This window comes from Imperialibacter roseus (genome assembly GCF_032999765.1).
In the GTDB taxonomy this organism is placed as follows: domain Bacteria; phylum Bacteroidota; class Bacteroidia; order Cytophagales; family Cyclobacteriaceae; genus Imperialibacter; species Imperialibacter roseus.
Genome location: NZ_CP136051.1, coordinates 5,473,441 through 5,485,333, shown reverse-complemented (window position 1 = coordinate 5,485,333; position 11,893 = coordinate 5,473,441). Strand labels below are relative to the sequence as shown.

Sequence of the window (11,893 nt, the reverse complement as noted above, 5' to 3'; positions counted from 1 at the left end):
ATCAGTGTTCCACGGGGTTGTTGGTGTCATCGTCTTTGATACTATCGCTGAAGCCGGATACCAGAAAGCTATTAAGTACAAGAAGTAAAAGCATCATCCAAAAGGGAAAGCTGATCCAGAAGCTCATAGCGTTGGGTTAGGTGTTGAAAAGCTTTTTCACGTCGTTTTTTGTCACTTTGCCCATCGCATTTCGGGGAAGCTCTGAAAGTGACAGGTATTTTCTCGGTACCCGGTAGCCCGGCATGCGGGCTTTGAGCCAGGGGGTGAGCTCTTCAGTGTCGAGCGAGGCATCGCCAACAATGGCCGCAGCCACTGTTTCCCCCCATTCTTCATCGGGAAGGCCAACTACGGCGCAATCGCTGACGGCCGGATGGCTTCTGAGGACTTCTTCAATTTCCAGGGCCGATATTTTGTATCCGCCCGATTTAATGATATCCACTGAATTCCTGCCAAGAATTTTGTAGTAGCCATGTTCAACCTCGGCAATATCGCCTGTTTTGAACCAACCATCCGTGGTGAAAGATGTGGTCGTAGCCTCGGGCTTTCGCCAATATTCTTTGAAGACATTTGCTCCCTTTACCTGAATTTCCCCGGGCTCAGAAGTATCTGCCAGTTTAATGTTTGCCTCGTCAGCCAACCTGATACTGACGCCTGGCAGCGGTAGTCCAATAAATCCCGCTTTTCTTTCGCCCACATAGGGATTGCTGATGGCCATGCCTATCTCGGTCATGCCGTAGCGCTCCAGCAGGCGGTGTCCGCTTATTGTTTCCCATTTCTCCATTACCGAAACTGGCAAGGCGGCAGAGCCCGACACCATAAGCCGAAACCTTTTCATAGCGGCGGTGAGTCGTTGCTGTTCACCTTCATCAAGGCTTTCAAAATGGGCAATGAGCTTGAAATAGATAGTGGGCACTGCCATGAACACATTGAGCCTGCTGGCTGCAAATAGTTCGAACACCTTTTCCGCAGAAAAAGAGGGCAAGAACTCACAGACCGCCCCTGACCATAAAGCGCAGCTGACTACGTTGATGATGCCGTGCACGTGGTGCAGTGGCAGAATGCATAACGTGTGATCAGCAGAAGTCCAGCCCCAGGCGGCCACGAGCGTTGAAATTTGCGCTTCCAGATTGGCATGCGTTGTTACCACCCCTTTGGGTAGGTTGGTGGTGCCACTGGTATACAGAATCATCGCCCGGCGAGACTTGTCAATCTCAGGTAGTTCTGCTGACTTGCGATCGTTCTCAGGTTCCAGCACTACGAACCTAATGGTTTTATCTTCTGCATAGCCTTGCAAAACCTCTCTGAAGGAAGGCGACACCACGATAGCCGAGGCCTCGGTGTCTTCAATGACGTATTGAAGGGAAGGAAGCGGATGTGTGATACAAAGTGGCACCGCAATGCCTCCCGCCTGCCAAATACCCCATTGCACCCTGACGTAGTCAAAACCGGGTTCCACAAGAAAGGCAATTCGCTGTTCCTTTAAATCAGAAGTCCTATCCAGAAGGAGAGCGGCAAGCTGCTGAGAAGCAAAAAGAAGCTGTTGGTAAGTGTAGGAGCCGCCATTTGATACAATGGCAGTTTTCTGAGCGTAAATTTTAGCCTTTTGAAAGAGTTGTAGCATTGAGTAGGTTCCAGACTAACAACATAAGTAAAATTGACCCGACCAACAAGTGTTCACTTCTCTTGGGGACGGCTTGGTTTGATCGGGGAAAGCTACCTGCTTTTTGAAAACATCCAGGGAAACAGGCCAGGCTCTACATATGCATTTTCCCAGCTATTGTGATTGACACCCGGATATTCTGTGTACTGCACATCGGCCCCCATCTCCTTCAGCTTTTCGTTAAGTTTCCTTGAATTGTCAACGGCAATCACGCCATCCACACTGCCATGGAAGAGCCAAAAGGGTATTCTTGCCTGCTTTTTCGAGTAGGCATTGAGGTCGGCACCCCCGCACACGGCAGCAATGGCAGCGAACATTTTTGGATAGCGATACACAGCCTCCAACGACCCCATGCCTCCCATGGAGAGCCCGGTGATATAGACACGCTTGCTATCGACAGACTCACTTTTCATCACGCTTTTCGTAAGGCCAATGGCCAGTTGCAAACCTTTGGTGATGTCGTAGCCATAGTTGAAATCAAGCTCCAACGGATACTTGGTTCGTTCAAACTTTACCGATGCCCAGTAGCTATCCTCGGGGCACTGCGGTGCTATAACAATACAGGGAAACTTGCTTCTGTTTTCAGGCTCCAGAAAAGCTTTCACACCATTTACCAGCTGCTTTTCATTATCAGTGCCTCGTTCTCCCCCTCCATGCAGAAACAGCACCAAAGGGTACTTTTTAGTCTTGTCATAGTTTTCCGGATACAAAACCCGGTAGGGCAGCACGTCGCCTTTTTCGCTCACAAACTCTTTTTTTTCAAAAAGGGAGAAGTCCTGCGATTTTGCCTTAAATGATGTGAGCAGTATGATCAGCACAACTAATTTCTTCATAACTTTTGTTGGTGGTATTGTAAAATGTGTATTAGTGACACAACCTACAGTTTTCTTTTTAAACTTGAATGATGTAATATTCTTTTTCTTACTTGCCGGATTGATTGAATACGTTAGAAAATGTCGGAATTTCTGGATAAAGCTGCTGAAAAATACCACCCCGGTCTTTCGGTAGATTGTGTGATTTTTGGGTTTCATGAAAATGAATTAAAGGTGCTGCTGCTGAAAATGAAGCACACCTCCAAATGGGCCTTGCCCGGAGGTTTCGTAGAGAAGAATGAGCATATTGACCTGGCGGCTATTAGAGTGCTGGAGAACAGAACCGGGTTGAAGGATATCTTCCTAAAACAGTTCTACACGTTTGGGGATCCGGACAGGCATGATCACGAAATGGATCTTGAGCTTTTCAAACAAAGTGGCCGGGATCCGGTGAAGGATCACTGGTTTTTACAGCGATTCATTACCATGGGGTACTATGCCCTGATAGAATTTTCGAAGGCAAGTCCACGGCCTGATGATATTTCTGACGCCTGCGAATGGAAAAGCGTTGACGAGCTGCCAGACATGATACTTGATCACCGGGAGATAGCGGATAAAGCGCTGGATACGCTACGATTTCAGATCAACTACCAGCCTATTGGTCACAAGTTGCTTCCGGTCAAGTTTACCATGCCAGAGCTTCAGAGGTTGTATGAAACTATTTTAGGAAAAGAGCTGGATCGAAGAAATTTTCAACGTAAAATGCTCGCTTATGGCATTTTGAAAGATTTGGGCGAGAGAAGAAAAGGGGGTGCACACAAAGCGCCTTATCTCTATAGCTTTGATGTAAAGAAATACAACGCTGCCTTGAAAATTGGGTTGAAAGGGAGTTGGTAAAAAACCCTACTAAGCCGCAAGACTTAGTAAGGTTTTAAAAAGTATTAAAATAACTTCTCGTTCGGCGGAGTAGCACCAGCCAGCCTGATATATGGCGTAGTTTGACCCCGGTGATGCGTTTGATGCTCAAAAGCTTTACCGAAGGCAACTTCCCGGGTCATGTCCATACCAAAAAGACTAACCGTTTCGGCCATCTGAGCCGCAGTCATTCCTTTCAGCGCATTGATCACGAAATCATAACTGTCCGACACCATTTTCACGGTGACTTCTTTCGATTTCCCGGCTGATTTTTCGGCGCCTCCTCTTTCAACAGGGCTAGCCGTTCCGGTGATTCCAGCTGTAAAGCCGAAGTTGGCGTCTGCTAAATGCAGCAGCTGCTGTTCGAACGACCTGATCTCAGGTGTAGGCTTGTAGCCGTACTTGTCAGCTGGCATCGCTTCCAGATACTCTAAAGTGAAGGCCTTGGCTCTTTCCCATTCTTTCACAAGGAAGGCCGGGTCAACGGCAAAGCATTTGCTGCTGGCAACGAAGGCCAGGAAAGCCAGCGTTAATAAAAAATTCTTTTTCATGGTTGTAGGATTTTAATAAGGGTATGAAAATACGCCTTTTTCAAATTATTAAGGTAAGCTCTTGAATAAATTAAAGTTACCTTTTCAGATTAACCCAATGGCAGCTTCATCAGAAGGTCGGTTTGTGGGTCGTTGCCCAGCATAAAGGTGTGACTACCGAATTGCTGGAAGCCATGCCGTTTGTAAAACCGGATGGCACCATCATTTTTCTCCCACACGCCCAGCCAGAGGTAAGGGAATTGCCTTTCTTTGCCAGTACCGATGGCAAAGTCCAGTAGCTGTTGCCCTATTCCTTTCCCCTGATGCTCCGGCATTACATAAATGCGCTGCAGTTCGATGCCTGGCTCTGTAGCGATGTCCGTTTGCGCTGCGCCATGATTCAGCTTGATATAACCGACAACTTCCTCTCCCATGATGGCAAAGTAAAACTCCGACCCCTCGGTACCCAGTTCCTTTTTCGTTTGCTGCAGCGAAAAGGCCTCTGCCATATAGGCTTCGAAATCCTCCGGGTCGTTGAGGTGCTGGAAGCCCACCCGAAAGGTAAGCTCCGCTATGTCAAGCAGGGTTTCTGCCTGGTCGGTTCCGACTCTTTTGAATGAAATATTTTTACGCATGTTCAGTTCAGCAAAGCTTTCACGATGTGCTCCCATTCTTCGTCAAGGGTCACTTTTGGTCTCACCTTGCCAGCTCGCCGGTACCAATAGTCAGCGTTCCAAACATCACCTTCTTTGCGGTGAAGATAGGCGTGCACCCAGGCGGCGTTTTCACTATCCAGGTCCTGAACTGTTTCGTGCGACTTGTCCCAGCTGCCCTTTCCGTCCCACCAGAGCCCTTTTAATTCTTCACTCAAGTTCAACGGTGGAGCTTGGCCCTGAATGGATACCTTGTATTCGTCGAAAGTCATAGTTTCCTTTTATTCTTTTTCGAAAATATGTGTTCAATAGCTGACTGTCAATTAATTGTTGAATCAAATCCACCCTACATGAAATGCTATTTGTTGCGGTGCATCGGGGACTAGCCAAACCTATCGATTTCAATATTATAACCGTTTTTAACATTAATTAACACTTCCACGTAAACCATGTTTGTTTATGTATACAGGGTTGAGGTAACTTAGCCGTTTGTTAAAGTGTCAGGAGTTCAACAATACATAGTTTACATCCAGGAAAAGTTCGTGCATAATGGAAACATCGACAACAGATCTTAAAAGAGAGCACCAGGAGAAAATAAAGAAGGTAATAAGTGAGGTCGGAAAAGTAGTAGTCGGTCAGGAGTACATGATCAACAGGCTGTTGATTGGCCTGTTCACCAACGGCCACATCCTGCTCGAAGGTGTGCCCGGGCTGGCAAAAACCCTCACCGTGAACACGCTGGCCAATGTGTTGCATCTCGATTTTAAGAGGATACAATTTACGCCGGATTTGCTGCCCGCCGATTTGGTGGGTACGATGATATACAATCAGCAAAAGGCTGATTTTGAAGTGAAAAAGGGCCCCATTTTTGCCAACATTATCCTGGCCGATGAGGTGAACCGCTCGCCCGCCAAGGTGCAGTCGGCGCTACTGGAAGCCATGCAGGAAAAGCAGGTGACTATTGGGGAAACCACTTTTTACCTTGACAGGCCTTTCCTGGTGCTGGCCACACAGAACCCAGTGGAGCAGGAAGGCACATACCCGCTGCCAGAGGCGCAGGTCGACCGTTTCATGCTGAAAGTAAATATTGAATACCCTACCAAGGCCGAAGAGCTAGAGATTATGCGCAGAATGGCGAATATGAGCTTTAATGCCAAGGTGGATACGGTGCTTTCCAAAGAAGATATTTTTGCGATCCGTGATGAAATCAACCAGGTTTCTATTTCCGAGTCACTTGAAAAATATATTGTGGAGCTGGTCTTTGCCACAAGAACGGCGGCTGACAATGGTCTTAAAGACTTTGCCGGCTATATCCAATTTGGAGCTTCTCCCAGAGCTTCCATCAACCTGAACCTTGCGGCCAAGGCCATCGCTTTTTTTGATGAGAGAGATTATGTGTTACCGGAAGACATCAAGGAAATAGCCAGCGACGTGCTCAACCATCGTATTCTTCTTAACTATGAGGCGGAGGCTGATGGAATTACCACCCAGCAGATCGTTAAAGAATTGCTCAACAAAGTGTCTATAGGTAAATAAGCGACTCGATAGCTTATTGCTGAACCCATATTGATTTACCCCTGCGACGTAACACCATGTTAACAAACGTCACGCAGGGGTAATTTTTTTAAAATTAGTTTAATCATATCGTAACATCGCTTTTCCTCCCTCTTAACATTAAGTGCTCAACTTTGCGGCTCAAAGACTTTTGAAATCAAAAAACAAAGTTGAATCATGAACAAGATCTTATCATTACTTTTTATGGCGGGCGTTTTAGTGTTCGCATCATCATGTGGCGGCGACGATGAGCCAGAGCCTGAAAAAACTGTAGAAGAGCTTCAGGCAGAAGCAATTGCCACTGCTCAGGCGGCAGTTGATGCCAAAGCTACTTCAGATGCATCTGCAACAGGTGCTACCGACGATTCTGTATTTGACGATTGGACGTTATCCTCAGTGAAGGGACTTCTTGGTGGAACCGACAAAACGCCAAGCGTTCCTTCAGCAGCTGCGCCAGTTATAAAGGTTGCGGCTAATATTGAGGAAGATACAGAGTGGACAAAAGACAACGTATACCAGCTTGATACTCGTGTTACTGTACTTGACGGAGTAACACTAACAATTGAAGCAGGTACAATTATAAAAGGAAACGCAGAATTGAGCGGTGCAAATGCTGCTGTGCTTATGATCGCCAGAGGCGGTAAGATCATGGCAGAGGGAACTGCTGAGGAGCCAATTATCATGACGTCAACCGATGACGACATTCAGCCTGGCGATCTTTCAGGTACTACTTTGACTGACGAAGATACAAAATGGGGTGGATTGGTTGTTCTCGGTAAGGCTCCTGTAAGTGCCAAAACCGAAGATCCTCAAATAGAAGGTGTGGATGCAGCTGATACTAATGGTAGATATGGGGGAACTGCTGCTGACGATAATTCAGGCGTTATCAAATATGTATCTATTCGTCACGGTGGCGCAGAAATAGCAGAAGGAAGTGAGATCAATGGTCTGACACTGGGTGGTGTTGGTACGGGTACTACCATCGAGAACATCGAAGTATATAACAACTCTGATGACGGCATCGAGTTTTTTGGTGGAACTGTTAATGTAAAGAACGTGCTCATCTACTCGGTAGGTGATGATGCTTTGGACGTTGATCAATCTTATGCCGGAACTGTTGACAACTTCGTTGTATACGTAGACGGTGGTTCAGATGAAGGACTTGAGATCGACGGCAGAGAAGGTAGCCTCGATAAGTCATTCACAATCAAAAATGGCACCATCAAGGGACTTGGTGACAAAACCACTACTGGTGACTTCAAGGCTAAAGCCAAAGGAACTATTACTAACGTTGTGTTTGAAAATGGAAAAGTGAAATTGGCTGCTGCGTTTGACGTAGCAACTTACGAGCAGACTGAAGATGCGTCGAAGAATACAGCGGACGGATCGTTGGTTTTCTCGAAGGTAAAGACTTCCGCATTCGAGATTTACACTGATAGCTTCAAATAATAAGCACCGAAGCAAAGATAATTCATAAATAAGACTCGTACTGAAAATGGTAGTTGTGGTGTTCCACGGCTACCTTTTTTGTTGTAAGAGCATTTCTCGGCAGTCCAGTGTTACCGAAATGTTATCAAATCCCCAATTTTTGGTCTTTTTATTAAAAAACTGATAAAGTTCCCCTAATCAGTTCTAGCCCTGTCGGTATCTACCTTTGCACCGAATTAATTTTGAGTCTATTTATGAAGAAGTTCTTTATTGTTGCGCTGGCGGTTTGTATCTCCTCGTCGGCATTTTCTCAAACCGGGTTTTTAAGAGGGAAAGTTTACGACCAAATTTCCGGTGAAGCATTGTTTGGGGCGGCTGTTATCAAGAAGGGCACTACCACTGGTGCCGTTGCCGATTTCGATGGCAACTTTTCATTGACCCTTGAGCCAGGCACCCATACCATCGAAGTGCAATTCGTCTCTTATCAGTCCAAAACTATCGAAGGTGTTGAAATAGTTGCCGGACAAACTACCACACTCGACATTCCTATCAGTGAGGATGTAACGGAGCTCGAGTCTGTAGTTGTTACAGCTGAAGTAATCAGAAACAACGACGTTGGTTTGCTGTCTGTTCAAAAGAAGTCTATCAACACCATGGATGGCATTTCTTCTGCTTCTTTCAGAAGAGTAGGTGATAGCAACCTGTCTTCAGCCATGAACAGGGTGACTGGCGTGACCATTCAGGGTGATAAGTATGTGTACGTACGTGGCCTTGGCGACAGGTACACAAAGACGTCGCTGAATGGGATGATCATCCCAGGCCTCGACCCAGATAGAAACGACGTGCAAGTTGACCTATTCCCAACAGGTGTGCTGGAGAATGTGATTGTTTACAAAACATTCACCCCAAATCTGGTAGGGGATTTTGCCGGAGGTTTGGTTAATATTCAAACCAAAGCTTTTCCTGAAGAGAAGACCAGTTCAGCTTCTTTGAGCTTTGGCTATAATCCAGCCATGCATTTCAATAGCAACGCCGTGTCCTACAAAGGCTCATCTACTGATGCGCTGGGCTGGGACAACGGAGCAAGAGCGCTTCCAATATCAGCCAGCGCTTCTATTCCAACATTGCCTAATTCTTTTGTAGAAGAAACAACAAAGAAGTTCTCACCTCTTTTAGGAACATCCCGGTCTACCAACTTCATGAACACCAATTTTTCTCTGTCGCATGGTAATCAGGTGCAAAGAAACAAAGTGACCTGGGGCTATAATGCCATATTCAACTACACCAACACTAACACTTTTTACGAAGGCTTCGCAAGAAAGCGTTTTGAAAAAGACCGTACTTCTGCCGAGGTTAGTCTTGAGAGAGACTTTACGGCCGCAGGCGATTTGAGCACCAATAACGTGCTTTGGAGTGCATTGGGAACACTGGCAGCCAAAGTGGATAATCACACTATTGGAACCAACATCTTCCACACACAGAATGGTGTAAGTACAGCGCTGGATCGTGAAATAGACTTCACTACCCTAAATAACCCTACCCTTGTCCATAATGATATCCTGGCCTATACGCAACGCCAGATGACCAACAATATCTTGTACGGCAAGCATCAGTTTGGTAAACTGAGGGTGGATTGGACGAATTCGCTGTTGGTTTCAGGAATTTCAGATCCGGACTATCGTGATACCCGAATCAATGAAGACGATGGAGAATTCGCTTTTAAGAACGGCGGAACGATTAACAGGTTCTGGAGAGAATTGAAAGAAACGAATGAAAGCTTCAAGGCTGACTTGGTTTACGAGCTAAACGACAACAATAAGCTGAAGGCCGGAGGCATGGTTGCCTTCAAGTGGAGAGAGTTCACTGTTAACTCTTTTAACTATGCGCCTATTTCCACTTTTGAGGTTAAACAGAATGACCCAAACTGGTTGTTAACGAATCCTAACCTGTATTCTGTAGAAAACCCCGGTGGGCTTTATATTCAAAACAACAGCAACGCATACAACAACTACGATGGTAGCCAGTCCACATATGCAGCTTATGTGATGAACGAAATGAATATCACTAGCAAGTTGAAATCAATTTATGGTGTGAGAGTGGAAAATGTCAAGATGTTCTATACTGGGGTCAGGCTAAACGAGGACAACTCCAGCCAGCTTGAAAACAACACCAAAACATTGGACAAAACTAACCTGCTGCCGTCTTTGAATTTTGTATATGCGCTACAGGAAAATATGAACCTGAGAGCTTCATTCAACAAAACACTGGCACGGCCGTCTTTCAAGGAGAAGTCTTCGGCGTTTATCGAAGACCCTATCACCAGAATACAATTCTCGGGTAATTTGGACCTGAAGCAGGCACAAATACTCAACTATGACTTGAGGTGGGAGTATTTCTTCACCCCAGGCGAAATGGTATCTGCATCAGTTTTTTATAAAGACTTTACTGACCACATCGCATTGGTTTTCTTCCCTAACAATCCCGGTCAGCTAAAGCCAAGGAATGTGGGCGAAGCCCAGGTGTATGGTGCAGAGTTTGAAGTAAGGAAAGACCTGAGCTTTATCACTCCTGCTTTGCAGAACTTCTCAATAGGATCTAACGTGTCGATTGTGGCCTCACGGGTTAACAGAAAGACAGTAACGGTAAGTGAGCAGGGGCAAACCGAATACGACAGTGAAGTGAGCTACAAAGGTGGCGATGCATCTTCTGTAAAACTTTACAGAGAAATGACCGGGCAATCGCCCTATGTCGTAAACGCTTACCTGTTGTATCAAAATGATGAAATTGGTTTTTCTACGAACTTGTCTTACAATGTGCAGGGCGAAACAATCACTTTCATCGGCATATCTAATATTCCTGACGTTTATCAAAAGCCATTCAATAGCCTGAACCTGAACGTGACACAGCAGTTTGGAGGAAGCCGCCAGTCAGCGCTAAGCCTATCAGCAAAGAACCTGCTTAACGCAAAAGATCAGCAGGTGTATAAGTTTGGTGATCAGGAGGAGTTGTTCTCGCTATACATGCCGCAAAGACTCTTCTCTCTAAAGTATACCTACACTTTCTAATATGTTATTTGGGCAGTGCAGTTTAACGGCCCACAGTTGGGATAGAAATCATTAAACGAGAAAAGGGGAGCTCAGCTCCCCTTTTCTCGTTTAATAGTCTTTCGTCGCAATTTTACCTATTTCCTTCCAATAATAGTGACAGTAAAATTGTCTACATTCTGCAGGCTGTCGTAGTGTGTGGCTGCGAAGCTAATGGCTTCAATTGGCGCCTGCATTTTTATCCAGCGCAGCACCTTTTCATCCGCCGACTTGGTGGGTTCCCCCAAGGCTTTTGCATTGAAAGCCTCTAGTGCTTCTTCTGAAAATGGGAGCCCATGAGGGCCTTTTACAGAAATGTAGCTGGCTTTGTTGTCTACATACTCCACCTCCACATTATACATCCTGAAATGCTGTGCGAGAGCGGGGCCTGCAAGTGTCTCGGTGGCATAAGTACTATCTGGTTTGCCTAAAATGGCCTCTACTTCCTCCGGAGAATGTCTTAAAATAGCTGGCGCATCTACAACTACCCGGTGTTTGCAACCAATCAGGGTAAAAAATAGCAACCCGGAAAAAAGAATAGTCTTGTTCATGTTGTGTTTGGTTTGCTGCGAAAATATAAAATCAGGCGCAACCACCCAATTTTCCCGTTGGTCAGTATCTATCGGAAAAGCTTATTTTATCTCCGAAAACACATAGCACATTTCAGTAGCGATTTGCCGGGAGCGCTCGTCGTACCTGGCAGCCTCCTCTGGTGTATTGTCAAACGCTTTTGGGTCTTCGTACCTAATCGTCAACCGGGCTTCAGCGCCCGGTATGAAAGGACAGTTTTCGTCGGCATCTGAACAAGTCATTACCGCTGCAAATCCGGTATGTGGGTTGGCGGGATCGTCGTAGACTTTTGAAAAGGCGGTAATGGGGTCGCCTGTCGCCTGGTTAGAAACGAAGTAAATAGGATTACTGCCATTCGCTTTTTTAGTGACTTTAAAACCTGCTCGTTGAATGGCTGCCACTGCCCTTTCGTTAAACGCAGTGACTTCCACACCGCCGGAGAACGTTTCAACGTCAACGCCAAAGTGGTTCGCTGCTGTTTTGGCCCATATTTGCGATAGCTGACTGCGCCGGGAATTATGGGTACAGATGAAATTGAGCCGGGGCACTACCCCCTCGTTTTTTTTGTCTTGCACATAGTCGATTAATAACTTGAGTAATTCCTTTCTTTCCAAAGGAATACTGTCGACCGGCAATGTCTTAATGCGGGCTTCTATTTTGGGCAGTAGTGACATTCGTTTTGTCTTGA

At 46.0% G+C, this 11,893-nt stretch carries 12 protein-coding genes; 4 read left to right on the top strand and 8 right to left on the bottom strand.

Features of this window, described 5'->3' with window-relative positions; translation table 11 throughout:
* Window position 1 precedes the first annotated feature (1 nt).
* The 3 genes from RT717_RS23185 to RT717_RS23175 form a co-directional block, all read right to left on the bottom strand.
* Window positions 2-127 carry a hypothetical protein gene (locus RT717_RS23185; protein ID WP_317488725.1) on the bottom strand — a complete coding sequence of 42 codons (126 nt, stop codon included), beginning with the start codon at window positions 125-127 and terminating at the stop codon, window positions 2-4.
* A gap of 9 nt (window positions 128-136) precedes the next feature.
* Window positions 137-1,621: an acyl-CoA synthetase gene (locus tag RT717_RS23180; protein ID WP_317488724.1), complete on the bottom strand. Its 1,485-nt coding sequence runs from the start codon at window positions 1,619-1,621 to the stop codon at window positions 137-139.
* A gap of 92 nt (window positions 1,622-1,713) precedes the next feature.
* Window positions 1,714-2,493, bottom strand: coding sequence for a carboxylesterase family protein (locus RT717_RS23175; RefSeq protein WP_317488723.1), 780 nt, complete (start codon window positions 2,491-2,493; stop codon window positions 1,714-1,716).
* Window positions 2,494-2,613: 120 nt separating this feature from the next.
* Here RT717_RS23175 and RT717_RS23170 point away from each other — a divergent pair, with 120 nt between their 5' ends.
* Window positions 2,614-3,369, top strand: a complete 756-nt coding sequence (locus tag RT717_RS23170) for an NUDIX hydrolase (RefSeq protein WP_317488722.1) — start codon at window positions 2,614-2,616, stop codon at window positions 3,367-3,369.
* A 44-nt stretch (window positions 3,370-3,413) separates the two neighbouring features.
* On the opposite strand, the gene RT717_RS23165 is transcribed toward RT717_RS23170, so the two are convergent.
* The 3 genes from RT717_RS23165 to RT717_RS23155 form a co-directional block, all read right to left on the bottom strand.
* Window positions 3,414-3,938: a DinB family protein gene (locus tag RT717_RS23165; protein ID WP_317488721.1), complete on the bottom strand. Its 525-nt coding sequence runs from the start codon at window positions 3,936-3,938 to the stop codon at window positions 3,414-3,416.
* 89 nt (window positions 3,939-4,027) lie between these two features.
* Entirely contained in the window at window positions 4,028-4,552 is a 525-nt protein-coding gene (locus RT717_RS23160; RefSeq protein ID WP_317488720.1) for a GNAT family N-acetyltransferase, read from the bottom strand.
* 2 nt (window positions 4,553-4,554) lie between these two features.
* Window positions 4,555-4,842, bottom strand: coding sequence for a hypothetical protein (locus RT717_RS23155; protein ID WP_317488719.1), 288 nt, complete (start codon window positions 4,840-4,842; stop codon window positions 4,555-4,557).
* Window positions 4,843-5,119: 277 nt separating this feature from the next.
* On the opposite strand from RT717_RS23155, the gene RT717_RS23150 reads away from it, so the two are divergent.
* The 3 genes from RT717_RS23150 (at window position 5,120) to RT717_RS23140 (ending at window position 10,617) form a co-directional block, all read left to right on the top strand.
* Complete coding sequence (locus RT717_RS23150) at window positions 5,120-6,106, top strand: AAA family ATPase (protein ID WP_317488718.1); 987 nt, start codon at window positions 5,120-5,122, stop codon at window positions 6,104-6,106.
* Between the two features lie 195 nt (window positions 6,107-6,301).
* Window positions 6,302-7,573, top strand: a complete 1,272-nt coding sequence (locus RT717_RS23145) for a hypothetical protein (RefSeq protein ID WP_317488717.1) — start codon at window positions 6,302-6,304, stop codon at window positions 7,571-7,573.
* A 233-nt stretch (window positions 7,574-7,806) separates the two neighbouring features.
* Window positions 7,807-10,617, top strand: coding sequence for a TonB-dependent receptor (locus RT717_RS23140; RefSeq protein ID WP_317488716.1), 2,811 nt, complete (start codon window positions 7,807-7,809; stop codon window positions 10,615-10,617).
* A 116-nt stretch (window positions 10,618-10,733) separates the two neighbouring features.
* Here RT717_RS23140 and RT717_RS23135 read toward each other — a convergent pair whose 3' ends face one another.
* Window positions 10,734-11,186 (bottom strand): hypothetical protein, encoded by a 453-nt coding sequence (locus tag RT717_RS23135; RefSeq protein WP_317488715.1) that lies wholly within the window; start codon window positions 11,184-11,186, stop codon window positions 10,734-10,736.
* 81 nt (window positions 11,187-11,267) lie between these two features.
* Complete coding sequence (locus RT717_RS23130) at window positions 11,268-11,879, bottom strand: low molecular weight phosphatase family protein (RefSeq protein ID WP_317488714.1); 612 nt, start codon at window positions 11,877-11,879, stop codon at window positions 11,268-11,270.
* Between the last annotated feature and the right edge of the window lie 14 nt (window positions 11,880-11,893).

What these genes read in the sequence shown, in the direction of transcription:
- RT717_RS23175 (WP_317488723.1), bottom strand. Translation starts at nt 2,493, where the DNA reads ATGAAGAAATTAGTTGTGCTGATCATACTGCTCACATCATTTAAGGCA.
- RT717_RS23180 (WP_317488724.1), bottom strand. Translation starts at nt 1,621, where the DNA reads ATGCTACAACTCTTTCAAAAGGCTAAAATTTACGCTCAGAAAACTGCC.
- RT717_RS23145 (WP_317488717.1), top strand. Translation starts at nt 6,302, where the DNA reads ATGAACAAGATCTTATCATTACTTTTTATGGCGGGCGTTTTAGTGTTC.
- RT717_RS23140 (WP_317488716.1), top strand. Translation starts at nt 7,807, where the DNA reads ATGAAGAAGTTCTTTATTGTTGCGCTGGCGGTTTGTATCTCCTCGTCG.
- RT717_RS23160 (WP_317488720.1), bottom strand. Translation starts at nt 4,552, where the DNA reads ATGCGTAAAAATATTTCATTCAAAAGAGTCGGAACCGACCAGGCAGAA.
- RT717_RS23170 (WP_317488722.1), top strand. Translation starts at nt 2,614, where the DNA reads ATGTCGGAATTTCTGGATAAAGCTGCTGAAAAATACCACCCCGGTCTT.
- RT717_RS23185 (WP_317488725.1), bottom strand. Translation starts at nt 127, where the DNA reads ATGAGCTTCTGGATCAGCTTTCCCTTTTGGATGATGCTTTTACTTCTT.
- RT717_RS23165 (WP_317488721.1), bottom strand. Translation starts at nt 3,938, where the DNA reads ATGAAAAAGAATTTTTTATTAACGCTGGCTTTCCTGGCCTTCGTTGCC.
- RT717_RS23135 (WP_317488715.1), bottom strand. Translation starts at nt 11,186, where the DNA reads ATGAACAAGACTATTCTTTTTTCCGGGTTGCTATTTTTTACCCTGATT.
- RT717_RS23130 (WP_317488714.1), bottom strand. Translation starts at nt 11,879, where the DNA reads ATGTCACTACTGCCCAAAATAGAAGCCCGCATTAAGACATTGCCGGTC.
- RT717_RS23150 (WP_317488718.1), top strand. Translation starts at nt 5,120, where the DNA reads ATGGAAACATCGACAACAGATCTTAAAAGAGAGCACCAGGAGAAAATA.
- RT717_RS23155 (WP_317488719.1), bottom strand. Translation starts at nt 4,842, where the DNA reads ATGACTTTCGACGAATACAAGGTATCCATTCAGGGCCAAGCTCCACCG.